Annotated in this window: 22 protein-coding genes and 1 pseudogene; 15 read left to right on the top strand and 8 right to left on the bottom strand. The window is 67.7% G+C overall.

Annotated elements, in window-relative coordinates; translation table 11 throughout:
• Positions 1-43: 43 nt before the first annotated feature.
• Complete coding sequence (locus SK854_RS23060) at positions 44-280, bottom strand: hypothetical protein (protein ID WP_319977162.1); 237 nt, start codon at positions 278-280, stop codon at positions 44-46.
• 105 nt (positions 281-385) lie between these two features.
• Between SK854_RS23060 and SK854_RS23055 the strand changes: the two genes are divergently transcribed.
• The gene (locus tag SK854_RS23055) at positions 386-1,069 is read left to right on the top strand and encodes a helix-turn-helix domain-containing protein (protein ID WP_319977839.1); all 684 of its coding nucleotides are present in this window, start codon (positions 386-388) and stop codon (positions 1,067-1,069) included.
• A gap of 7 nt (positions 1,070-1,076) precedes the next feature.
• Here the strand turns inward: SK854_RS23055 and SK854_RS23050 are convergent, their stop codons facing one another.
• On the bottom strand, positions 1,077-4,580 hold the full coding sequence (locus SK854_RS23050) for a tetratricopeptide repeat protein (RefSeq protein WP_319977161.1): 3,504 nt from the start codon (positions 4,578-4,580) through the stop codon (positions 1,077-1,079).
• Positions 4,581-4,679: 99 nt separating this feature from the next.
• Between SK854_RS23050 and SK854_RS23045 the strand changes: the two genes are divergently transcribed.
• Together SK854_RS23045 and SK854_RS23040 are read left to right on the top strand one after the other, a co-directional pair.
• Complete coding sequence (locus SK854_RS23045; RefSeq protein WP_319977160.1) at positions 4,680-5,171, top strand: hypothetical protein; 492 nt, start codon at positions 4,680-4,682, stop codon at positions 5,169-5,171.
• Positions 5,172-5,306: 135 nt separating this feature from the next.
• Positions 5,307-6,401, top strand: coding sequence for a hypothetical protein (locus SK854_RS23040; RefSeq protein WP_319977159.1), 1,095 nt, complete (start codon positions 5,307-5,309; stop codon positions 6,399-6,401).
• A 28-nt stretch (positions 6,402-6,429) separates the two neighbouring features.
• On the opposite strand, the pseudogene SK854_RS23035 reads toward SK854_RS23040, so the two are convergent.
• The 3 genes and pseudogenes from SK854_RS23035 to SK854_RS23025 form a co-directional block, all read right to left on the bottom strand.
• Positions 6,430-6,548: pseudogene (locus SK854_RS23035) on the bottom strand (IS481 family transposase); the annotation flags it as partial.
• Positions 6,549-6,571: 23 nt separating this feature from the next.
• Positions 6,572-7,351: a DUF7662 domain-containing protein gene (locus SK854_RS23030; protein WP_319977158.1), complete on the bottom strand. Its 780-nt coding sequence runs from the start codon at positions 7,349-7,351 to the stop codon at positions 6,572-6,574.
• 263 nt (positions 7,352-7,614) lie between these two features.
• Positions 7,615-8,376: a DUF2637 domain-containing protein gene (locus SK854_RS23025; RefSeq protein WP_319977157.1), complete on the bottom strand. Its 762-nt coding sequence runs from the start codon at positions 8,374-8,376 to the stop codon at positions 7,615-7,617.
• Between the two features lie 573 nt (positions 8,377-8,949).
• Here SK854_RS23025 and SK854_RS23020 point away from each other — a divergent pair.
• Genes SK854_RS23020 through SK854_RS23005 form a run of 4 tightly spaced genes read left to right on the top strand, consistent with a single transcriptional unit; the run spans position 8,950 to position 12,731 of the window.
• The gene (locus tag SK854_RS23020) at positions 8,950-9,426 is read left to right on the top strand and encodes a PTS system mannose/fructose/N-acetylgalactosamine-transporter subunit IIB (protein ID WP_319977156.1); all 477 of its coding nucleotides are present in this window, start codon (positions 8,950-8,952) and stop codon (positions 9,424-9,426) included.
• Positions 9,427-9,432: 6 nt separating this feature from the next.
• On the top strand, positions 9,433-11,040 hold the full coding sequence (locus SK854_RS23015; RefSeq protein WP_319977155.1) for a PTS system mannose/fructose/sorbose family transporter subunit IID: 1,608 nt from the start codon (positions 9,433-9,435) through the stop codon (positions 11,038-11,040).
• 9 nt (positions 11,041-11,049) lie between these two features.
• On the top strand, positions 11,050-11,436 hold the full coding sequence (locus tag SK854_RS23010; RefSeq protein ID WP_319977154.1) for a PTS sugar transporter subunit IIA: 387 nt from the start codon (positions 11,050-11,052) through the stop codon (positions 11,434-11,436).
• Positions 11,433-12,731, top strand: a complete 1,299-nt coding sequence (locus tag SK854_RS23005) for a hypothetical protein (RefSeq protein WP_319977153.1) — start codon at positions 11,433-11,435, stop codon at positions 12,729-12,731. Before SK854_RS23010 ends, SK854_RS23005 begins: the two co-directional genes overlap by 4 nt.
• On the opposite strand, the gene SK854_RS23000 is transcribed toward SK854_RS23005, so the two are convergent.
• Complete coding sequence (locus tag SK854_RS23000) at positions 12,695-13,534, bottom strand: GntR family transcriptional regulator (RefSeq protein ID WP_319977152.1); 840 nt, start codon at positions 13,532-13,534, stop codon at positions 12,695-12,697. The genes SK854_RS23005 and SK854_RS23000 overlap by 37 nt on opposite strands.
• Positions 13,535-13,613: 79 nt before the next feature.
• Here SK854_RS23000 and SK854_RS22995 point away from each other — a divergent pair, with 79 nt between their 5' ends.
• The 6 genes from SK854_RS22995 (at position 13,614) to SK854_RS22970 (ending at position 18,341) form a co-directional block, all read left to right on the top strand.
• Positions 13,614-14,513: a cellulose-binding domain-containing protein gene (locus tag SK854_RS22995; protein ID WP_319977151.1), complete on the top strand. Its 900-nt coding sequence runs from the start codon at positions 13,614-13,616 to the stop codon at positions 14,511-14,513.
• A 75-nt stretch (positions 14,514-14,588) separates the two neighbouring features.
• On the top strand, positions 14,589-15,356 hold the full coding sequence (locus SK854_RS22990; RefSeq protein ID WP_319977150.1) for a hypothetical protein: 768 nt from the start codon (positions 14,589-14,591) through the stop codon (positions 15,354-15,356).
• On the top strand, positions 15,353-16,258 hold the full coding sequence (locus SK854_RS22985) for a sugar kinase (protein WP_319977149.1): 906 nt from the start codon (positions 15,353-15,355) through the stop codon (positions 16,256-16,258). Before SK854_RS22990 ends, SK854_RS22985 begins: the two co-directional genes overlap by 4 nt.
• A complete protein-coding gene (locus SK854_RS22980; protein ID WP_319977148.1) occupies positions 16,255-17,082 on the top strand; it encodes an SMP-30/gluconolactonase/LRE family protein in 828 nt (275 codons plus the stop codon). The genes SK854_RS22985 and SK854_RS22980 overlap by 4 nt, the downstream gene beginning before the upstream one ends.
• Positions 17,083-17,139: 57 nt before the next feature.
• Positions 17,140-17,754, top strand: a complete 615-nt coding sequence (locus SK854_RS22975; protein ID WP_319977147.1) for a ClpP family protease — start codon at positions 17,140-17,142, stop codon at positions 17,752-17,754.
• Positions 17,751-18,341, top strand: coding sequence for a ClpP family protease (locus SK854_RS22970; protein WP_319977146.1), 591 nt, complete (start codon positions 17,751-17,753; stop codon positions 18,339-18,341). Before SK854_RS22975 ends, SK854_RS22970 begins: the two co-directional genes overlap by 4 nt.
• Here SK854_RS22970 and SK854_RS22965 read toward each other — a convergent pair.
• On the bottom strand, positions 18,338-18,697 hold the full coding sequence (locus SK854_RS22965; protein ID WP_319977145.1) for a helix-turn-helix domain-containing protein: 360 nt from the start codon (positions 18,695-18,697) through the stop codon (positions 18,338-18,340). The genes SK854_RS22970 and SK854_RS22965 overlap by 4 nt on opposite strands.
• A 147-nt stretch (positions 18,698-18,844) precedes the next feature.
• Here SK854_RS22965 and SK854_RS22960 point away from each other — a divergent pair, with 147 nt between their 5' ends.
• Both SK854_RS22960 and SK854_RS22955 read left to right on the top strand, forming a co-directional pair.
• On the top strand, positions 18,845-19,648 hold the full coding sequence (locus tag SK854_RS22960) for a calcium-binding protein (protein ID WP_319977144.1): 804 nt from the start codon (positions 18,845-18,847) through the stop codon (positions 19,646-19,648).
• Positions 19,649-19,747: 99 nt separating this feature from the next.
• Positions 19,748-20,479 carry a hypothetical protein gene (locus SK854_RS22955; protein ID WP_319977143.1) on the top strand — a complete coding sequence of 244 codons (732 nt, stop codon included), beginning with the start codon at positions 19,748-19,750 and terminating at the stop codon, positions 20,477-20,479.
• Here the strand turns inward: SK854_RS22955 and SK854_RS22950 are convergent.
• Positions 20,451-23,435 carry a BTAD domain-containing putative transcriptional regulator gene (locus tag SK854_RS22950; protein ID WP_319977142.1) on the bottom strand — a complete coding sequence of 995 codons (2,985 nt, stop codon included), beginning with the start codon at positions 23,433-23,435 and terminating at the stop codon, positions 20,451-20,453. The two genes, SK854_RS22955 and SK854_RS22950, sit on opposite strands and share 29 nt — an antisense overlap.
• Between the last annotated feature and the right edge of the window lie 103 nt (positions 23,436-23,538).

The raw sequence follows: 23,538 nt of genomic DNA, 5'->3' as shown, positions 1-23,538 counted from the left end.
GGTCGTCGTTGACGCGCCAGCACAACTGTGAGCAAGGTCAGGGCTAACCGGCGTCCGCTTGACCGAGGATGTACCTGACGGCGTCCAGCGGCACGTTCTTGCGGTCTTCGTACAGCTGGCGCTGGACGCGTTCCGCGTTCCAGCCGGGTTTCCGCCCCAACTTGACGATCTCGCGTCGCAGCTCGGGTGAAGGAAGTTGGGCCGGGCGTGGAGCAGGTGCTCCGCGGTCGTCACCGACGTCGTACTGAGCGCCTCCGCCGGTCTCGTCGTCGTAGGTCATCGAGCCCCCTCATGCGCACTGCCAAGGGTTAACGACCTTAGGAACGACCGTCGTCGCTGATCTATGACCTGTTGCCGGCAGGGCACTGACATCGACGGCGTGTTCATGACCACCTGTACGCCCGACGTCGGCAGCGGAGGGATGATCTCGGGGCGGTACTGGAAAACAGAGGAAGGGTCTGTTCCGCAAGTGACCGTTCACATCGCCGTAGTCGACCCGCTGCCGATGTTCCGGCAGGGGGCTGCCACTGTGCTGGCGGCAGCCGGACATGTGGTGGAGATGCCAGGCGATGTCGTCAAGTGGCTGGATCGAGCTGAGGTATCGCTCGTGTTGCTGAGCGTTGTGGACGAGCAGGACTGGGACCTCTTGGCGAGCCTTGCCGCCCCGGCTGCACGCCACCTGATCATTGCGCTGCTTGAGGACGAGTCACCGGTCCCGGGAATGCGAGCCTTACGTGCTGGGGCGAGATCGGTGCTGCCTAGAGATGTTGACGCGGCGACGCTGACGGTGACGGTGGAGGCGACTATCAAGGGCAGGGCTGTGCTGCCGTCGGTGGCTGTGGCCGCGCTGGTGGCGGGCGGTGGAGCACTCGCGCATCCTGTGCCGTCTGCCGATCAGCTGTCGTGGCTGCGCCGGCTGGCGGCAGGGGTGACCGTGGCGAAACTCGCCGACCAGGCCGGTTACTCGGAGCGTGCCATGTTCCGGATGCTGCAGGCGCTATACCGGCAGTTGGGCACGCACAACAGGATCGAGGCCATCCTGCACGCACAGGCGCGTGGCTGGCTGTGAGGCGTGCTCAGTCGAGCACTTCGAGCGCGGGTTTCAGTTTCTCGGCCTCGTTCAGCTGCGCGACCAGGAACCTGATTCGGCCGGCGAGCACTGCGGACGGCGGTGTCAGCGCCCGCCCCCTGCGGAACGATGCCACCGCTTCCTCGAGGCTGCCGGATCGGTGCAGATGCAGGCCGCAGATCGCCAGGCCGCGGAGGTTCCAGGCAGCGAAGTCGTCCGCGTCCGTGGTCGTCCGGGCAGTCGACTCGTCGAACAAGCGTTGGAAGCAGTCCGGTGCGGTCACGTTCTCCCTCTGATGGGCAGCCAGCGCGTGGAGAGCCAGAGCGAGCAGCGATCGATGTTTTCTGCGTAGCCTCTGCACGCTGTCGATCTCGCTCCAGGCCTCTTCGGGCTTGCTCAGCCTCAAGCAGATCATGGCCAACGTTGTCCGCGCCTGCAGCAGCACCGTCTCGTTGTGCACGTTCTCGGCCAGAGCCACGGCTCTCATCGCGACCTGTTCCGCTTCGTCGAACCGTTCACGGTCGAACAGCAGGTCTGCTTGGCCGTCAAGGCAAGAGGCCAGCAACCAGTCGTTCGGGCGTTCCGTCGTGATGGCCAGCGCGGCGTTGATCATGAGTTCGGCTTCGTCGGCCCTCCCGAGCTCGCCGTAGCACCGAGCAAGCCACAACGAGATCGCGACACGACGAGTGACCGCGAAGGTCTGTGCCCTGGGCGTGTCGGGGAAGCGCGGGTGCTCGGGGAGCGAGAGCGCGGGCTCCACGGTCTCAGCGGCCAGCTCGTGGTGGCCGCGGCGGCGCAGGCACTTGGCGACACCTTCCAAGGCGCCCATCAACGCCATCGGCTGATCGAGTTCCACGGCGAGTTCCTGCGCTCGCTCGAAGTGCCTGATCGCGTCATGGATGTTGTCCCTGACCCAGTACATCTCCGCGAGGTTCACGTAGATCTTGATGCTGTCCTCGTGCCGTCCGAGCCCGTCGGCCAGCCTCAGCGCAGTCAGGTACTCATCGGCGGCCCGAGAATCGTCGAGCCACAGGTAGATGTGTCCGAGTGCGTTGTGGTTCGACATTTCGTAGAGTTTGTTCTGGAGCTTGCCTTTCACCAGCTCGCGTTGGTCGAGCAGGAGATGTGCGCAGTTCCACCGCTTCAGGATGTCGTGCGTCAACTCGATCATCTCGTACGCGGTGCTGTGATGACCTGCGTTCAGCAGCGCGTCGAGCTCCGCGAAGTGCACTCGCAGATCCTTGACGCTGCGGGGATCCGGGTGGTGCAGCTCAGTGAGTTGGGTCGCTGCGAGGAAGTAGAGCGAGCGGGTGGCGTCCGAAACCGGCTCCAGAATCAGTCGCGCATCCTGGGGCGGCACACCGTACTTGTCCTTGCCGACCTTGTCGATGACTCCATGCTTGGCGAGAACTTCCAGCACTCTGGTCACCTGAGCCGGTGCCCTCTCTGGAACCAGACCGATCACCGCGGAGGCTTGGACGGGAGTGCCGAACGCCGCAAGCGCCCTGATGACCTGCTTGCTTACCTCGCTCAGGCCGGAGAACAACATACGGGTGAGAAAGTCGTGCACGTCCCTGTTCTTCAGCTTTTGCAGTCGACTGGTGAGTGACCGCAGGTCGAGGCCGGCTTCGCCGGTGCTGACTATGACGCTGGCGAGTCGGGCCAGCCGAGGGTTTCCTTGCAGCTTGCGGTAAAGCTCGTTCCACACGTCTTCGGGCAGCTCGTCCGGGTCGCAGGTGCCATTGTGGTCGATGCTCTTCATGTACTGCCTGAGGTCCGGAGAGCGGAACTTGGGCAGCCCGATGGACTCCTCCGCCGCGGGCCACGTGCCCTTCCCTGGAGATACCATCCGGTCGCTGCTCACCAGCAACACTGTCACTCGGTGATCGTCCTCGGTGGCGAGGATCTCCAGAGCCTCGTCCAGGTAGGGGTCAGTGAGCAGTCCCGTGGCCGGATCCAGGAGGTTCTCGGCACTGTCGACCGCGATCACGACCGGAACGTCACCGAGCGACTTCAGGGTGACCTGGAGCCTGACCAGGGCCGAGCCGTCGGTTGGTTCGTGCTCGGGAGGGTTGTCCTGCAGGTAGTCCACGAGAGTCTTCGCATCGAGCTTGCCTGCCATGTCCACGACGTGCCGATGGACCCGAGGCCGCTGCGGCGTGCGTACTCCTGCCTCGACCGCGTCGAGCGCGGCATGGACGAGTTTGGTCTTGCCGATGCCTCTGCTGCCGTTCAGCATCGTGACACCCCACGGCCCGTTAGTCAGCCTGGTGCGCAAGCCGAGCAGGTCCTCGTGACGATCGACCAGTTGGTGTTTCGCTCGCGCGTCCTCGACCGCATCTGTGCGTGCCACGTGTGCTTCGGGTGTGCTTGCCGTCTTGCCGAACTTGCGCACGTAGGTATCCGCCGCGTACGCCGCCAGGTAGAGGCACCACTCCTTGGCGTCCTGGTCGATGTTCCGGCCGAGGTGCAGCAGGCCTGCACCAGTTAGAGCGATCAGGCACTGCTCGTTCCATTGGTCGACAAGACCAGTGCCGCTCCGCGGTGCCGTGCTCTTGTGCACAGCGCTGCTCACCTGACGGAGATTCTCGTGGTAGGACTTGGCTTCGCCGCTCTCCGGATCGACGAGCACCTCGGCCAGCGCGGGCCAGAGTTTGGGGTCGTTGAGCTTCTTCCTTTCCTCCAAGGCGAGTGCGACCAGCAGGTGCATCGGGTCCCTGGCGAGAGGTGCCTCGGTGTCGAACCGGTCGTAGTCGATGAGGTGGTACGACACTTCGGCGGCAGAGCCGGCTTGGGGGACGAGGATGTTGCGTCCGTTCAGATCTCCGTGTGCCTTGCCGGTGATGAGCTGGCTGATCGGCAAAGCGGAGTGCCTGCCGGTGACGAGCGAGAAGGGGTTGGTCAGGTATCCGAACTTCAGGTCGGAGCTGATGGGCCCCTCGGAGCCGGAGATGTCGGCACCCCGCGCGGTCATCCAGTCGTTGACACCCGTGCGGCGTCGTTCCAGTAGCTTTTCGAGCAGGACCCCAACGGTCCTCGGTGACCCCTGTCGTGATTCGTTGTCGTTCCAGTCGTGGACGATCGATCCGGTGATCGAGCCGCACAGTGCGGGGAACTCAGGTTCGCCGCTGAGTACGCTGAGCTGCTTGACGCGGTGGAGGCTGTCGCCGGCCAGGACCATGAAGACCGCCCGCCAGCCGTCAAGGTCGTCTGTCCGCCCATCCAGCTCGGCGAGGTGGCGCCGGAAGTCGCGCGAGACACGCCATGCCTTCTCCACGTTGCTAATTCTCGGATGGGCGTCTGCGCCGAAGAACTTGATCACGGCTTGACTGGTGGAGTTGTCCTCGTACGTTCGCGCGACCCGCCCCACGGGTTCGCCACTCTTGCCGTCGCCGAACCACTCTTTGAGCTCCAGCACCTGTCCGGTCGGCTTCAGCCACTGGTCCAGCGCGGCCAGCACTGCCTCGTCCAGATGGGGTCTCCACTCGTCCTGGTTCCTGAGGCCTCCCATCTCGCCCTCCCCTTGTTGGCCGCTGATGAACCACTGTGAGGAATCTAGACTTCGTTCGTGATCAACTGAATCGGCCGCACGAGGCACAGGGGAGCAGGCATGTCAGACGAGTTGTCCGACGGGACCAAGGCCAGAAAAGATCTGCTTCTCGGTTTGTACGCGGATCTCCGGGCTCATGCGAGGCATGCAGAGACGCTGCGGTCGAACGTCGTCAACTACATGATTGTGCTTGCGGGAGCGCTGATCGCGGTCATCGCCAGCGACGCCAACGTCAACGGGAAAGATCTTGTGCTGGGCGTTGTCGTCATCTTCATAGGCCTGCTCGGGATGGCGTTCGCAACCACGTACACCGAGCTCTACGCGCGGAACTGGCGGCGTGCGATGACAGTTCGTGCTGCACTGGACGAGGAGTACTTTGCGGGCGGGGCAGTGACGATGACTGAACTCATCGACGATTCGGACCAACGTCATGAGGCCGGACGGCTCTACCGGTGGAGCAGGCGGCTCACAGGTACGGCGCACCGGTTCTGGTTTGCGCTGCCAACCCTGATCCTGATCGCGGGCGTGGTCGTGACCGTCATCGCCCTCTGAGCGGCCGATCTCGTTGACGGCAGTGGGCTCGCAGCGGTGCGGAGTTGATCATCGCGCGATGACTTCGCTAAAGGTGGTCGCTGTTGACCGCAGAGGTCTGCCTCACCGGGCAGTACTCGTCGTTACCATCTTCGAGTGAGCCCTGCGTCGGACGTCCGTCAGCTGCTGCGTGTTGCTCTTGACGAGTTCGATCGTCCCGGAAACACGGTCAGCGCTAGTGCCCGCCGGGCGGTCCGGATTGCTGCACTCCGCCGCGACCACGGCAACCAGCTCTGGCTCCAGTGGGAGCTGACCGACCTCAAAGCCGGCCGGATCCAGAAGCGGCAGGATCCTGCGATCTCGTGGGTCATGGCGCAACTCGATGCGCTTCTCGGAGCCGAGGAAGGAGGACGCGAGAGGAGGCGTGCGTTCCTCATGTTCGAACGCAACCGCACGTTCCTGGTTGACGGCGAGGAGAAGTTCCAGGGTGACTCGCTTGGCCAGATCGAGCAGAGACTGGCGATGTCGAGGCGTGCGTACGACGACCTGACCGTGCCGTCGAACCTCACAGCAGGAGATATGTACTTCGTTGCGAAGGACGTGGACTCCGCCAGGGCCAAGATCATTCCTGTGATCCAACAGCAAGAGCAGCTTATGGAGCGGATCAAATCCGCCATCCACTCGTTCTTGGTTACGACCGAGAGTGAACTCGATCAAGGCCAACAGGACGCGCCGCTCTTCCTGCGCGCCCAGGAGTACATCAACACTGCGCTTGCGAAGTACGCGCCGCTCGCACTCGAGAAGTTCGTGGCAGCTCAGGAGCGTCTGTACAGCGGCAAATCAGAGGACCTCGCCCACGCGCTGACTTCGTGTCGCCGCATGACCAAGGCCCTCGCCGATGCGCTTTACCCTTCAACGGACGAGGGTGTCACTGGCTCCGATGGTATCGAGCGCAAAATGACTGATGACGCTTACCGCAACCGCCTGCTGCAATACGTTCGCGAGCAGCTCGGCAAACGCACGCACGGCAGCGTGATCCAGAAGACCCTCGACAGCCTGGGAGCACGCCTGAAGTCGCTGGATTCCCTTGCTAGCAAGGGAGTGCATGATGAGGTGACAGCCGCCGAAGCTGAGACCTGCATCGTCTGGACCTATCTCTTGGCCGCTGACGTCGTGCGCATCGCAGACGGCAGTTCGGCGCTGCTGCTTCCTCAAGACGGCGACCGAGAAACGACCAAAACCGAAGTATGAAGGCCAGCGATGCAGATCCTCACACGACCTAGGTGTACTGACCTGGGAGGTTAGGAACGCGGCTGGCCGGTGGGAGGCTTGCGAGTGCGGTGTGGCCGCGGTGGAGATTGGGTGAGTTCTAAACTCGTCGCAACGACGCTGGTCAGCGTGCTCGCCAGCCGTTGACCGCGTCACTCCGCCCCTCGATCCGCATTCAGGATGTCCACTACATCGTTGACGTAGGCCAGGGCGAGCGCGGCGTGCTCTGCGAGAACGCGGGCCGTCTTGCGAGCCAGAGGCAACGCTGAGCGCTGTCCATTCGTCTCGATCTCCACTTCGATGGCCACGGACAGACTGACCGTGCCACCCGACGCCAGGTGGCGGACGAGTTCGTCGTGGAGCCGCTGACTCGTTTGCTGCGTCGGCCCTGGGTTGCGGTAGTTGCCAGCGCGGCGCCGGAGGTTGTTGGTCTCACCGATGTAGATCCGAGGCCTTCCAGCCGAGTTCGCGAAGGTCAAACGATAGATCGCGGCGACACGAGGCAAGCGCGGGAACACCAGCTTGTCGTTGGACAGTCCAACCTCGCCGCCGACACGCCAGACACAACGCACGCGCACGTCCAGAGCGGGAGTGCCGTCGTCAATGGGTAGTTCGATAGCCGTCGTGGCTGGCTGGCTCTCACCTGCGGTATCCAGCGGAGCGCCATGTCGAACGAACCGCACGTGGCGGCGCTCTATAGAGACGAAGTCGACCTGCCAACCGGCACGGTGCCACGCCGCCTGCTGGGACAGCAGGCCGTTGGCCCACCACGCCCGGTGCTCGTATGCCGACGCCGGCAGACCACCAACGAGGTCAGCGATCTCGGCAAACGACAGTTCAACAACCTGCCGACCGTCGCTGGTCGCGGCAGCGAGGTGTCCCGTCAGGGGTGCGTACTTGCCCGCCAATCGTGCTCCCATCACAGCGATCACGACCTGGATACTTGGCAGTATCCCCGGCAAGGCCGACAAATGTGCGCACTGAGCGCACCAACATCGGACAGCAGGCAAGGCGCGCCAGCACCTGCGGATGGAGGGCACCTGGACTTGCGTCATCAACAACGGCAGAGCGGCAGGGATCGAGGGAACCAGCCCTGTGCGCAGCCGAGTCGAGCGGTGTCGACATTCCACACTAAACCCGGAGGCTCACCCCTAGTTCCAAGATCATCCGACTACGTGCCGAACCGTTCGTAACCTCAGTGGTCAGTACACCTAGGCATCACAGCGGACCGACTCGGCTCGAACGCTGAGTCACGATCAACCGCTGTGCTGAAGTTCGACGGGTCTTGCTGGCGAGGTTGAGCGGCCGAGGAGGCTATGAGGCCCTTCTCGTGCCACAAGCGCAGCACCTTGCGGCCGTAGTTGTTGGTTCCTGCGGCACGGTCCAGCTCGGCGCCGGTGGGCAGTCGGCCGTGCGCGGCCTGCGCACGGAAGTAGGCCCACATCCGCTGCTCAGCGGTCGGCTCTGCCGACGGATGGGAATCGCCCGAGACTGCCGCGAGTCGCACCACGCCGGCGGTCTCGTCGCCATTCGCATCGTTCCCGATTCCAGTCTCGTTCGTGGTTTCGGCGCGTCGACGCTTCAGTGCGTGATTGAGCAGCTCGACCGCCAACAGCAGCGCGAGTGGCGGACACGCCGCGACCGCCACGGCGAACACGCTCAACTCCGGGGCTGCGGCCACATTGGCGCAAAGCGAGAGCACGATGCCGAACACGAACGCCAGCCAGGCCTTCCAACGCCCGCCACCTCGACCGGTCTTCCACAGTTCGACCGTCGCGGTGGTCAACAAGCCATCGACGATCAGCGGCCAGATCGCTGCAGTCTTCTCGTCCGCGCCGTAGCGAAGTGCAAACTCGCGCCCGTGCCGGTACGAGGCGTACGCCGCGCCGAGCGCGACAAGAGCCGTGCACGCGCACTGGACCCACAGCGAGCGATCGCGCCGAATAGTGGCGGTCATCGCGCACCGCCTACTTGACGCCCAGCTTCGATGGCCGCCATGGCTGACTCGGCGCATCCGTTGACGCACGCGTGAACCTGGGAGCCGGTCACCGAGCGACCAACAGGCACCGAAGCAACATGGACCTGCATGAAGTTCGCTGCGCAAACCGGACAGGCCAAGCCGTCAGCCTGCAGGTCAGTCAGGCCGTGGATGATCTCGTTCGGATTCATCATCCTTCACCGCCAGTGCGACGGCGGCGGCCACGTGGGACCTCCACGGTGGCGGAAACCTGCAGCTCACGGCGGGTGCGGGACTGTGTAGATATTGTACGAGGCGCGCCGGGGGCACGTACTTCGGGCGAGGTGTGTTCGCGAAAAGCGCGAACCTAACCTCGCCCGTGGTGTTTTCTGGGGGCCGAGCCCCCAGACCCCAGCCGGGGCGCTGCGCCCCCGGACCCCCGCATTGTGTCGGGCTCGGAACATCCACTGTGGAAACGACGGTCCTGTTGGGCCGGTTCGGTGCTGCCCGTTGACAGCCGATACTGGTTTGCACCAGTATCGGAGTCACGTCGGCTGACCAGGGGGAGTGGGCATGGCGGGAGTGCATCTGCGGGTCGACAACCGGTTGATCCACGGCCAGGTGACCGTCGCGTGGACCGGGGGGTTACGCGTACGGAAGCTGGTCGTGTGCAACGACGAGGTCGCCGGTGACGAACTGCAGCGGATGTTGCTCCCGCAGGCAGCGAGGGGGCTGCCCACCGAAGTGCTCACGGTCGCCGAGGTGGTGGAACGCGTCTGGGGAGAGGACGTGATGCTGATAGCGAAGCATCCGGCCGACGCGTTCCGGCTCGTCGAGGGCGGGGTGCGGCCAGGGGTGGTGAACGTCGGGAACGTCGCACCCCGCCCCGGCGAGCAGTACACGATGGTGACCAGGTCGATCGCGGTGACCGCGCAGGACGCGGAGGGGTACCGCCGGCTCGCCGCCGAGGGGATTCCCGTTGTCGCGCAGATGATGCCTCGGGACAAGGCCGCCGACTTCACCGCGTTGCTCGACAAGAAGGGGCTGTAGAAGCCGATGCTCGTGGCACTGGCTTTGACGCTGTGGGCTGTCATCTGCACCTACGACGTGCTCGGGCCCTTCCTCATCTTCGCGGGCCGGCCCCTGGTGGCGGGGTCGGTCGCCGGTCTCATCACCGGTGACCCGCTGCTCGGCATGGCGATCGGTGCGACGCTCGAACTGGTGGCTCTGGGGGTTTACCAGTACGGCGGCGCGACGATCCCGGACTACCAGACCGGGGCCATCGTCGGCACCGCGCTCGCGGGGAGCGCGGCAGGACCGCTGAGCGCGCAGGTGGCGGTCGGCATCGCGGTGGCGCTGCCCGCTGCCGTCCTGCTGTCCACTTTGGACCCGGTTGGCAAGATGATCACGACCGGGATGGTGCACCGCGCCGATCGCTACGCGGCCGCGGGGGACGCGCGCGGGCTGGCCAGGATTCACTGGCTCGGTCTCGTGCCGTGGTGCGGAGTTCGGGCGGTGCCGACGTTCCTCGCGGCGCTGACGGCGTCCAGTGGCGTGGTCGAGAACCTCACCAAGGGGATTCCCGCGGGCTTCGTGAACGGCATGACGCTCGCCGGGTCTTTGTTGCCCGCGGTGGGATTCGCGTTGCTGCTGTCGATGATGCAGCTGTCGAAGTACTGGTACCTGCTGCTCATCGGGTTCGTGGCGTTCGCATACATGAAGGTGCCGTTGCTGGGCATCGCGTTGCTGGGCGTCGCGATCGCGTTCCTGGTCGTCGGGCGGAGTGAACAGGTGGCGGTGCCCGCCGAACCGGCCGAGGAGTCCGATGTGGACCGTCGGCTCACGGACCAGGACCTCAAGAGGGCCTACCGGCGGTACTTCTGGTCCAGTCAGGTGTCGTGGAACTACGAGCGGATGCAGGGGCTCGGGTTCGCGTACGCCATGGAACCCGTGCTGCGCAGGCTTTACCCGGACGCGCACGACTACGCGCTGGGGCTGCAGCGGCACATGCAGTTCTTCAACACCTCGGTGCTGGTGGGCGGGCCGTTGATCCTCGGGTCGGCGATCGCGATGGAGGAGGCGCGCTCGCCGGAGTCCGCGGAGAGCACGAAAGTCGCGTTGATGGGGCCGCTGGCCGGCATCGGTGACACGCTCGTCTTCGCGCTCTACAACAGCATCGTCTTCACCATCGGCGCCTCGCTCGCGTTGCAGGGCAACTGGCTCGGGCCCGCGTTCGCGATGGTCATGGTGCTGGTTCCGTACGCGCTGGTGCGCCGCTGGCAGTTCCGCCTCGCCTACCGCGAGGGCAAGAGGCTGGTCGCCCGCTTCGCCGTCGGCACGCTGGACCGCCTCTCCCGGGGCGCGACCGTGCTCGGGTTCGTCGTGCTCGGCGGGTTCATCCCGTTGATCGTCAAGGTCGTCACCACGCTGACGTACCGGCAGACCACGACGGTCGACGGCGAGCAGGTCACCCAGACCGTGCCGATCCAGGACCGGCTCGACGACCTGCTGCCCCACCTGCTTCCCGTGCTCGTCACCGCCGCCGCGTACCTGCTGCTGACCAAGGCCAGGCTGAAGCCCGTGCTGGTCATCGGCATCTTCGTCGTGGTCGGCGTGGCCCTGGGCTGGCTCGGCTGGTTCGCGCCCGCCGCGCCCAAGAGTTAGGAACGACCGATGACCACACCCGTCCTGCTGGCCGGGCACGGCGCACTGCCGTCCGGTGCCGCCGACGCGGCCCAGCTCGTGGTCGGCCCGCAGTCCCGGCTCCTGGTTTGTGAGCTCGGCCCGGCGGAAAGCCCGGACTCGTACGGGGAACGGCTCGCGGACCTCGTCGGCGACGCGCCGGAGGTGCTCGTGCTGGCCGATCTTCCCGGTGGCACGCCCGCCAACGCCGCGAAGCTGCTGGCCGCACGCCGGGGTGGCGTGCGGATCGTGACCGGTCTCAACCTGCCGATGTTGCTGGAGGTGCTGGTGCGCGACGGTGACCTGGACGAACTGGCCGCGCTCGCACAGACGGCCGGCCGGGGCGGGGTCCTGACCGAACCGGTGCTGACTCGATGACGCTCCTGCTCGCGGCCGGCCGAACGGTGATCACGCCGGGCTCCGGCCACCCGATGGGCGGCTACCTGTCCAGGGAGGGCGTCGCCACCGGCGTGCACGACGACCTGGAGGCCACGCTGGTCTGGTTGTCGTCGCAGGACGATCCGGGCGTGGTGTGGGTGACGCTCGACGCGCTGGCCACGGACGTCTCGCTCACCCGCGCGTTGGCCACCGTGGTCGCGCAGGAGACCGGAGTTCCCGCGAACCGCGTGCTGGTCTGCGCCTCGCACACCCATTCCGGGCCGGACGGGTGGACCGGGGCGATCCATCCGGGGATGCCGGCACAGCGGGAACCCGAACTCGTCGAGCGGCTGATCGAACAGGTCGGGGCGGTGGCCTGCGGCATCCGTCCACATCGGACACCGGTGAGCGCTCGCTGGCACGAAGGCGCGGCGGCACGGGTCGGCGCCAACCGCAACCGGCAGGACGGGCCGCACGACGGATCGGTGGGCGTGCTGACGTTGCACCACCCGGACGGCACGGTGGCGGCGTTGCTCTTCGACTACGCCAGCCACCCGACCGTGCTGGGCGCCGACAACCTCGACTGGTCGGCGGACTGGCCGGGCGCCACCCGCAGGGAACTGGCCGGGCTCGCTCCGGTGGTCGCGTTCCTGCAGGGTGCGGCGGGCGACGCCAGTTCGCGGTTCGTCCGTCAGGGACGTGGTCACGCCGAGGTGTCCGCGCTCGGCGGCAGGCTCGCCGAGTCGATCACGGGACTGCTGTCGTCCGGTCAGCCCGTCGAGGAACCGATCCGGTTGACGCGGACCGTGCTGCGACTGCCCCACCGCGCGCTGCCGTCGCCCGCCGAATGCCGGCAACTGCGCGAGGGCGCCGAACGCGGGTGGCGGAAGATGTTGCCCGGCAAGGAGAACGACCCCGCCGTCCGCATCGCGCAGACCCGGTACGAGGGAACGCTGATGCTCAGCACCCTGGCCGCCGCGGGGTTACCCGGTGAGGCGGAGGTGCCGGTCACCGTCGTGTCGCTGGGCGAGGTCGCCTGGCTGCACACGCCCTTCGAGTTGTTCTCCTCGATCGCGTTGCGCATCAGGGCCGCCAGCCCGTTCGCGCACACCAGGGTGATCGGCTACACCGACGGGTACGCCGGCTACCTGCCTGACCACGACGCCTACCGCGAGGGGCTCTACGAGTCCTACATCGCGCTGGTGGAACAGGGTGCGGCGGACGTGCTGGTGGATCGCTGCGCCGAACTGCTACGCGCTCATCGTGATCGGCGCGCGGTGGTGAACACGGTGTAGCGGTCGGCCCGGTAGAGCGAACGCCCCGCCTCGATCACCCGGCCGTCCGCCGCGTGCAGCGTGCCCTTGAGCACGAGACACGGCTGGCTCGGCTCGATCCCCAGCAACGCGGCGTCCTGCGCCGGCGGCAGCACGGCGCTGATGGCCGTGTCATTCCAGTCCGGTACCACGCCGAACCGCTCGGTGAGCGTCTGGTGCAGTGAATTCGTCGACCAGTCGAATTCGTCGATACCGGGGAAATGGTCGAGCGAGAGGTTCGTGCGTTCCAGCGCGAACGGTTCGCCGTCGACCGAACGGAGCCTTTCCAGCCGGAAAATCGGCGCGCCCGGAGGAATGTTCAGGCGTCCGGCGATCTCGGTACCCGCGGATTCCACGAGAGCCAGCAGCACCTTCGCACCCGGCACCGAGCCACGCGCCTGGACGTCCTGGGTGAACGACGTCAACATGTCGATCTGCGTGGGAGGACGCTCCGCGGTGAAGGTGGCGTTGCCGTGCTGGCGGTACAGCAGCCCGTCCGCCACCAGTCGGTTGATCACCAACCGGACGGTGCTCCTGGAGATCTGATAATGCTCGGCCATGAATCTTTCCGACGGAATCAGCCTGCCCGGCCCCGCATCGGTCGCGACGGCCTCCAGAATCTCCCTGAGCTGGTCGCCTTTCGGGCGGTCCGGATCCAGCTCGGCGGGGAATTCCAGATCGTCCGCGGGAACATGCTTGGGGCGGGGCACATTGCCATTATGCCCCAGCGGGACGGTGAAACGCCGGGACGTCGACGCGGTGACGGCACTTCCGCGGTTGATCAAGGCCGAACGGCGGATGTGAGCAGGGCCGGGAGACCGCTACGGTCGTGCAGGTTTGCATGAACGCGCGCGGGAGTCCTTGGTGTTGCGGAAGTCCTTGTCCTTTCTCCTGGTCCTTTTGGCGTGCGCGTGCACGGTCGAGGGCCAGTCACGTCCCGTCGCCGACCCGGTGCAGGTGCGTCAGCCGACGTTGGTCAACGAGGCGACCGGTGACGTGTCCGCCCTCGTGCGTGCGGTGATCGACGGCCGCACGGTCGAACTCGACACCGGCCAGCGAGTCGAGGTCTCGTTGCTGGCGCCGCCCGCGGACTGCTGGGCCGCCGCCGCGCGCACGTTCGCCGAGAAGGCGTTGCTGGCCAAGCCTGTTCGCGTCAGCTCGCTCACGCCCGGCGAGGTGAACCTCCGGCTGGAGGACGGCACCGACTACGCGCTGCTCGCCGTGCGGGAGGGCGTGCTGAGGGCTCAGGCCGCCGCCGGTGCGCTCGCCGACGCCGAACTCGGTGCTGCGCGCGAGGACCGCGGCCTGTGGGGAGCGCCCTGCAACGGCATGGACGTCACGACAACGACTGCTGCTCCTCCTCCCGCACAGCGCGTCGAGTCGTCGAAGTCCTTGCCCACGACCACCCCTCCGCCTCCCGTGGTGACGACCACTCCGTCGCCGCCACCCTGTGCGGTCGCCTACCGGCTCGACGGCCAGTGGCAGGACGGGTTCCAGGGGAAGATCACCATCAGGAACACCGGCGGCGCCGCGATCAACGGCTGGACGCTGAAGTGGTCGTTCGCCGACGGGCAGACCGTGCGGCAGATGTGGAACGCGTCGGTGTCCCAGCGGGGTCCGGCCGTCACCGCGACCGGCGTCGAGTACACGAGGTCGATCTCGCCCCGCGGTGAGGTGGAGATCGGTTTCCTCGGCTCGGCCCGCGGCCGGAACACCGCGCCCGCGTCGTTCACGCTCAACGGGACGGCCTGCGCGACGAGCTGACTGTTGGTCCTGGCGGCAGCCCATGGCAAGATAAATTAGTAATTAACTGCTGATTGATCATGTCAGGGATGAACCGTGCAGGTCACCAGGGTTGTGCCGCTGTACGCCGAGGTCGATCAGAGCCTCGGCGGACGCTGGACCTCGCTGCGCACAGCCGACCGCGAGTGGCTGTGGCACCGGGCCGATCCCGCGCGTGCCGAGGTGACGCCGGGCTCCGCGTTCGTCGACGCGGGCGGCCTGGAGGAGTGCGTTCCGACGGTGCGCGGCCTGCCCGATCACGGCGACGCGTGGAGCAGGCCGTGGCATCGGACCGGTGTGGACTGTCCTGACTTCGCGTTCCGCCGCTCGATGTCGTCCGCCGGTGGTGCGGTCGTCGCCGACTACGAGCTGATCGCCGAGCCCGGCTACCGGTTCGTGTGGGCCGCGCACGCCCTGCTCGACGTCAGCCCCGATGCCCGATTGGACGCTCCGACCGGCACCTCCGTGCTGATCACCGATCCGGTTCCGGAGCTGCACGAGTGGCCCGCCGGCCTGGACTCGCTGGGGCCCGACGACGGCACGGCGACCGGCGCGGTGCTCGATCGCGGCCAGATTCACGTGATCGACGGAGACCAGCGGCTCGACCTGCGCGTCGACTGCGCCGGCCAGCCCGTCTCCATCGCGTTGTGGCGCAACCTGAAGGGCTGGCCGGAAGGCGATCCGTACCGCAGCGTCGGCGTGGAACCCATGCTCGGCCGCACCTTCGACCGTCACGACACCACCCGTCCGGTGGCGGTCGTGCCCGCCTCGGGTTCGGTGCGCTGGCGCCTGACGATCACCGCTCGTGCGGGAGGAACGGCATGACCGACGTGCTCACCCTGGGCGAGACCATGGGTGCGTTCCGCGCCGCCGGCCCGTTCCGGCTGGGAGGAACGGCGGAACTCACCGTCGCCGGCGCCGAGTCGAACGTGGCCATCGGTCTCGCCCGCCTCGGCCACGCGGTGCGCTGGACCGGCGTGAACGGCGCCGACGAGATCGGCTCGCTCGTCCGCCGCACGCTGCTGGCCGAACAGGTGGACATCGCTGCCGCTCGGATCACACCGGACGCCACCACCGGCCTGATCCTCTTCGAACCGCGAACCGCCGACATCACGCGCGTTCTCTACTACCGCGGCGGCTCAGCGGGATCGCGCCTGTCCACAGAGGACGTTCGTCGATCGTTCGACTTCGGCGTGCCGCGAATCGTGCACGTCACCGGCATCACGCCCGCGCTGAGCGAGTCCGCGCTCGCCGCCGTCACGGAGGCGATCCACCTGGGCCACGAGGCAGGCAGCACAGTCAGTTTCGACATCAACTTCCGGTCGAAGCTGTGGTCTCACGAGGAAGCGAGCAAGGTGATCCAGCCGCTCCTCGCGCGGGTGGACGTGCTGATCGCCTCCGACGACGAACTCCCGATCGCCGGAGACCACCGGGTACCCGAGGTCGTGCTGAAGCACGGCGCGGACGGCGCCACCGTGCGAACTCCGGACGGGACCTGGTCCACCGCCGCCCATCGCGTCACCGTCGCCGACACCACCGGCGCGGGCGACGCGTTCGTCGCGGGCTACCTCTCCGGCCACCTCGACGGTCTGGACCCGGAAGCCCGGCTTCGGCGCGGCAACGCCGTGGCCGCGTTCGCCGTCGCCACCCCTGGCGACTGGCAGGGCCTGCCCACCCGGGCCGACCTGGAACTGCTGGACCTGCAAGCAGGGAGCACCGTCCGATGACGCTGACGCAGTGGAACTTCGAACAGCTCGAACTCGGCGAAGGCGCTCGGTGGATCAACGGCAGGCTGGTCGTCGTGGATCTCCTGGCCGGCCGCGTCCTGGAGACCCGCGGAGACGTTCCCGCGCCGTTCAAGGAGATCGCCACCCTCCCGGTGCCCGTCGGCGCCGTGGCACCAGTGCGGGACAGCGACGAACTGATGGCCGCGTTCGGCACCGGCGCGGGCCTGCTGAACGGCCCGCAGCGGGAAACCTTCGCGGACGAGGGCATGCGCGTCAACGACGCCGTGGCCGACCCCGCCGGCCGGTTCTGGGTCACGACCACGGCCTACGACACCGAACCCGGCACCGGCGCCCTGCACCGCCTGGGATCGCCCTCGCCCGTCCTCAAAGGACTGACGATCCCGAACGGCCCGGCGTTCTCCCACGACGGCAGGCACCTGTACCTGGCCGACAGCGCACGGGGAGTGGTCCACCGCTTCGACGTGGGCCACGGCGGCGAACTGGGCGCCCGCCGCGTCTTCCTGCACACCCCGCACCAGACCCCGGACGGCATGACCACCGACGTGGCGGGCAACGTGTGGATCGCCTTCTGGGGAGCGTCCGCAGTACGCCGCTACCGCCCGGACGGCCGCCTGGACCGGGAGATCACCCTCCCCGCACGCCAGCCCACGAGCGTCTGCCTCGGCGGTCCGGACCTGGCCCGCCTGTTCATCACCACCGCCAAGTACGGCCTGCGCCGCCCCTCGCTGCACGACGGCGCGGTGTTCGCGATCGACGTCGACGTGCCGGGCCGTCCGGCGGACGAATGGGCTGCTGTGAGCTGATCTGCCCACAGCAGAGAAAGAAGCGGACCGGTCGCACGGCCCGGCATCGTCGGTGCCATGACGAACAGCGAGAAGCTCTTCAGCCCAGGGCTGCGGGAACGGTTCTTCGGTCAGCGGGTGCTGATTCTCGACGGCGCGCTCGACGACGACAACGGCACGGTGCTCGCTACGCAGATGTTGTCGCTGGCGAGTGATGATCCGCGGCAGGACATCGCGTTGTGGATCAACTCGCCGGGTGGTTCGGTGCCGTCGATGCTGGCCATTCGTGACGTGATGCGGCTGGTGCCGTGTGACGTGGCGACGCTGGCGCTGGGATTGGCTTGCAGCGCCGGGCAGTTCCTGTTGTCCGCCGGGACGCCGGGCAAGCGGTTCGCGTTGCCGCACGCGCGGATCCTCATGCACCAGGGGAGTGCGGGCATCGGTGGGTCGGCGGTCGAGGTGGAGGTGCAGGCGGACGACCTGCGGCACACCCGTGACACCGTGCTCGGGCTGATCGCGGAGGACACCGGGCAGCCGTTCGACCGGATCTTCACCGACTCGCTGCACGACCGGTGGTTCACCACGGCGCAGGCGCTGGAGTACGGGTTCATCGATCACATCGTCAGCGACCTGGGTCAGGTCGTCCCCGTCCGCACGCACAAGCTGGGACTGCACTCGGGAGCCGTCGCATGAGCACCTACACCATTCCCAACGTCATCACGCGGGACGCTCGCGGCGAACGGGTCATGGACGTCTACTCGCACCTGCTGTCCGAGCGGATCGTGTACCTGGGCACCGGAATCGACTCCGGTGTCGCCAACGCGTTGATCGCGCAGCTGTTCCACCTCGAAGCCGACAACCCCGACATGGAGATCAACCTCTACATCAACTGCGAGGGCGGCGACCCGTCGGCGATGCTCGCGCTCTACGACACCATGCGCTACATCAAGGCGCCGGTCGCCACGACCTGTGTGGGGCAAGCGGTTGCGGCGGGTGCGGTCTTGCTGGCCGCGGGCGCGGAAGGGCGGCGGTCGGTCCTGCCGCACTCCAGGGTGGTGCTGCACCAGCCGGCGGCGCAGGGGCGGGGCACGATCCCGGACCTCATCCTCGCGGCGGACGAGGTCGTGCGGGTGCGCACGCAGCTGGAGGCGATCTTGGCCCGGCACACCGGCCGGACGGTGGCCGAACTGCGCCACGACACCGACCGGGACCGCGTGTTCGACGCGGCGGGCGCGGTCGAGTACGGGCTGGTCGACCGCGTGCTGGACCAGCGGGTTTAGGCGGCGAAGGCCATCGCCACGGGACCGGAGGGGCGGCCCGTCGGGCGTGAGGTGTGGAAGTGGCTTCCGCTCTGGAACGGGCCGGTGGCGCGGAGGTTGCGGACCTGGCCGGCGATGCCGATCAGCAGATCGGCCAGGTCGATGCCGAGCGCTCCGGCGACCGCCGCGATCATCTCGCTCGACGGCTCCTTGCGGCCGCGTTCGATCTCGGACAGGTACTGCACCGAGATGCCCGCCCGTTCGGCCACGTCGACCAGCCGGTCGCCGCGCTCCTCCCTGGTCTCGCGAAGCTTCCGGCCCAGGGCTTCCCGCCACAGGGGCTCCGGGGTGCGCTTGAAGTCCAGGATCTCCGCCATGTCGTCATGGTGACAGCATCGGGACGGCCGCAAAGGGCCGTTCTGCTACCAGCAGAAAGACGGCCCTAAATCGACCCGAAGGTGACCGAAAGAGCGCTGAGCAGGCTGTTCCCCGCAAGGCAACGACCACCAAGGGGAGAACACAGCATGAGAACGCTCATCGGTCTGGGCGCCGCCGCTCTCGCCGCGATCGCGATGCCCGCCGTCGCGCACGCCGCACCGCACACCACTGTCTACGTGCAGAACAACGTGCTGATCGTCGAGGCGGAGCCCGGCAAGACGAACAACATCACGGTCGGCCTGGACACCGCGCTGCACCGCCTCACCATCACCGACTCCGGTGACCTGCTGGCCGTCGGCGCAGGCTGCACGCTCAGCGGTGCCAACGTGAACTGCGTCTACGAGTCCGGCGCCACGAAGCTGATCACGTCGATCCAGATCCGGGCGAACGACCTCAACGACCGGGTCAACGTCGCCTACGACAACACCAACGCCGACGCGATGCCCGCCCACGTGTACGGCGAGGCGGGCAACGACGTCATCGAGACCCGTGCCAAGGGCACGATCAGCGGCGGCGACGGTGTCGACCACCTGCGGCCCAAGCGCGGGGGCGTGAACGTCTACGGCGGCACCGGCATCGACCGCGTCGACTACAGCGTCGGCAGCTCGCTGCACCCGAATTCCGGCGTCTCGGTCACCATCGGCTCCGGCACCGACGACGGCTACGACACGCTGGCGCTCAAGGACTACGTCGCGAGCGACGTGGAGAACCTGACCGGCACCAACTTCGTCGACCACCTCGTCGGCAACGCGCTGGCGAACAGCATCACGGCGTTGAACGGCAACGACCTCATCTGGGGCGCGGCCGGCAACGACACGCTCAACGGCGGCCTCGGCGTGGACACCTGCCTCGACGCCACCGACGGCGACGTCCTGGTCAGCTGTCCCTGAAAGTCGACGGCCTTAAGACGGCTTTAAGCGAGCGCGGCATCCTTCGGGTCCGCGGGCTGACCAGGCCCGCGGACCCGAAGGGGGATGAACGTGAAGGTGATGAGCACGGCCCTGCTCGTGCTGGCTCTGGCGAGTCCGGGCGTGGCGAACGCGAGCACGGAGGTCGTGACGGTGCAGGCCACCAGCGCGCCCACGTCGGCGGGCAAGACGGTCTCGGTCAACTGCCCCAACGGCACGAAGGTCGTCGGCACGGGCGGCGCGGTGACCGGCGAGCGGACGACGATCACGCGCGTGCGGCCGAGCGACGACCTCACGAGCGCCGAGGTCACGGCGGTCGAGCACGGTGCGGGGACCGTGCAGCCGTGGACGGTGACGGTGCGGGCGACCTGTGCGCCCGGTGAGTTCACGCTGGTGTCCAAGAGCGGCACGAACAACGCCGAGGCGTCCTGCCCCGGCACCAAGAAGGCGCTCGGTGTCGGGGGCGAGACCTCCGGCGGGCACTTCACGAAGATGGCGCCCAAGAGCAACCTCAAGAGCGGACTGGTCGAGACGTCCGGCGGCGACGTCACGGCGCACGCGATCTGCGGCACGCGGGCGGGACTGGTCCTGCGCGGCGGCACTCCCACGGTCGTGGTCACCAAGACCGCCTCGAAGTCCGTTGCCTGTCAAGGTGACGAGCAGGTCGTCAGTGCCGGCGGCGCGGTCGGCGGCGGGATCATCGAGGACGTCACCCCGGCCGGTGCCGGCGCGACCGTCACCGGTGAGGGAACGGACGCGCAGGGCCAGGCCATCCGCTGGTCGATCACGCCCTACGTCGTGTGCTCCCACTGAAGACCCCGGGGTACGGATGCGGGTCGACCTCGATCTCCCGCATCCGCGTGACGTAGGTCTGGTAGCTCCTCCGAGCCTCGCCATGACTCCCTGCCGCGGCGAGGACGCGCACCAGCATCAGGTGCGCCGGCTCGTCGTACGGGTCGCGTTCGAGCACGCGCAGGCAGTACCTGCTTGCCAGTGCGTGCTCCCCACTCGACTCGGCCCGTGCGGCGAGCACCGCCACCACCTGCAGGTAGATCAGCCGGGCCTCCTCGCGCAACCGGGCCGCCCAGTCCTCGTACGGGTCCTCCTCCAGGAAGTCGCCGTGGTACGCGGACTCGGCGGCCGCGAGCAGTGACTGCGCCTCGGACGAGTTCCGTTGTGCCGCAGCGAGTCCGGCCCGCGCGTCGGCCAGGAACGAGGCCACGTCGACGGGCAGGACGTCCGGGTCGAGCCGGATCGCGTCACCCTCGGCCACGATGCCCGTGCCGGCCCGCAACACGCTGCGGGCCGTGGACAACGCCACCGCGAGCCGGTTCGCGACCTTCTCGGGTTCCTCGTCCGGCCACAGCAGGTTTCCCAGCGCCTCACGGGTGATCGGCCGCCCGCGCCGCGCGATGAGGATCTTCACCAGGTCCCTGGCCTTGCGCGACTGCCAGGCGGCGGGCGGCAGCGGTTCGCCGTCGCGCAGCACCCGGAACCCGCCCAGCGTCTGGATGAACAACGCCGGTCTGGCCGCTTTCCGGCACGTCTCGGCGACACCTGCGGCGGCTTCGGCGAGCACCCGCGCACCGAGATCCGCGGCCTGCTGCCGTGCCTCCAGGGCCAGCTGTTCTCCCGCCGCACCACCGATCAGCGCCGCCTGAGCCGTGCGCACCCGGACCTCGCCGAGCGGGTTGCCGATCTCGCGCCACAACGTCAGTGCCTGGTCGAGCAGCACCGGGTCGCGTTCCAGCACTCCCCGCAGCCGCAACGACCGCGCGAACCCTGCCCGGTCACCTCGCCGGGTCGCGATCTCCGCCGCCTCCTGGCACAGCCCCTTGTCGTGGTCGAGCCACCCCAGCACGAGCAGCGCCGCCACGCTTTCTCCCAGCTCCAACGCCTTGCGGGCGTGCTCACGAGCCAGGTCGGGGTCGTCGCCGGAGAACAGCTCGGCGAGCCCCACATGAGCGAGGACCAGATGTGGCACGGTGTTCTTGGCCGCCGCGAGCCTGAGTGCCTCGTGCAACGCGAACGCCGCCAGCGCGCGGTCGCCACGCAGCCGGTGCACCTCGCCCAGGTAGACCAGCGGTGCCGCCGCGAGCCAGCTCCCGGCCTGGTCGAAGACCTTCTGCGCCGCGTGGAAATCGGCCGCCGCCTCGTCCAGCCTGCCGAGGCCGAGCAACGCCTCGCCGCGGTTGTGCAGCCCGATCGCCCGGTAGGTGGCGAACCCGGTGACGTCCGCGAGCGGCAGCATCTCCTCGATCTCCCGCAACGCCGCCCCGTGCTCACCCGCCTCGACGTGGTGCGACGCGCGGTTCGAGCGGATGCGGATGACACCGAGCACGTCGCCGGCCTTCTGCGCGTGGTCGAGCGCGATGTCGTAGTGCTCTGTCAGTTCGTCACGTTTTCCTTGTGCCGCGGCGACCATCGCGAGAACGGTGTGGGCGGTGCCCATGCCACCGTCGCTCGTGGCGATCTCCAACGCGGCAACAGCCTTCCCCGCAGCCGAATCCAGATCTCCCAACGCCCAGTGCGCACTCGCGGCGGTGCTCAGCAGCATCGACTCCGCCTCGGGATCGGCGCCGTCCGGCACGTACTCGTCGCAGATCTTCAGCGCGTCCTGCGGCCCGCCGCGCAGGTGCTGGATCCACGCCATGCGCCAGGCCAGTTCGGCGGTGAGGCCGTCCGCGGTGGCCTGGGCGAACCGGTCCGCCGCCGGCAGCCACTCGCCGCGCAACTGGTGCGCGACGCCTTCGAGCTGCCAGACCTCGGCCGTGCGTTCTTCTTCTGGCACAAGGCTTGTCGCGGTCAGCACGGCGTCCGCGCCGCGCGTTCGCAGCACGTCGCCGAGCAACGCCGTGACGCCGGGCCAGTCTTCCAGCGCCGCAAGGGAATCCACCGCGCGGACGTACTCACCCCGTGAGGTGAACCAGCGCGCCGCCGCCGCGTGCACTCCTGCCTCAGGTTCCAGGAACTCCCGCGCCAGCGGAACGAGCGCGAACCATCCCGGTTCGGCGCGGACGTGTTCCACGAACAGCCCGCGCCGGGCCAGATCGGGCAGGATCACCGCGGCCTTCGCATGTCCCAGCGACGTCAGCAGATCGATGGTGAACCGGTCGAACGCGGCCGCGGTCCTGAGCAGCTCACGGGTCTGTTGTGGTTCTCTGCCCACGACTTCGTCCACCAGGTCGCCGAGCTCCTCGACCGTTCCCGTCTCCGCCACCAGCCGCACCGCGATCGGCCAGCCGCCGGTGACGTCGTGCACGTCGTTCCCGGCGACCACAGCGGTTTCCTCCGTCGTGAACGCGAGCTGTGCCGCGGTGATCTCGGTCAGTTCGCCGTCGACCTTCAGACGTCGCAACGAGAACGGCGCCGGCGTCCGTCCGGACAGCACCAGCCGAGCACTCGGCGGCAGCTGCAGGCAGAGCGCCTCCAGCAGCTGAACGGCCGAATCTTCCTGTCTCAGCACGTGAATGTCGTCCAGAACGATCAGCACGTCCTCCGGCCAGGCGTCGGCCAGCAGCCCGGCGAGGGCGTGCGCGCGTCCGGCCTCGTCCTCCCCGGACACCGACGGCACGCTGGTCCACCCGGCTGCCAGGGCGGACGCCATCGGCTGCACCAGCCGTTGGCCTTCCTGGCAGGTGTGCCACACGACCGGACGGTCGGTGTGCGCTTGTGTCAGAAGTGTCGTCTTGCCGTACCCGGCGGGGGCGACGAGCGTCGTGAGCCTCGTCGCGCAGAGCAGCCCTTCGAGCCGGGGCCGCCGGATCACCGTTGTCCTCCCACGCCCCAAGATCGTCGCTCCTCCGGCAACGTTACGGACGTATTCGGGCAGAAAAAGACAGGTTGGCAGTGACTGCCAACCAGGCGTACGC

The sequence above is a fragment of the Lentzea sokolovensis genome (assembly GCF_033949975.1).
GTDB classification, from domain to species: Bacteria; Actinomycetota; Actinomycetes; order Mycobacteriales; family Pseudonocardiaceae; genus Lentzea; species Lentzea sokolovensis.
This window is presented reverse-complemented; position numbering and strand designations above follow the sequence as displayed.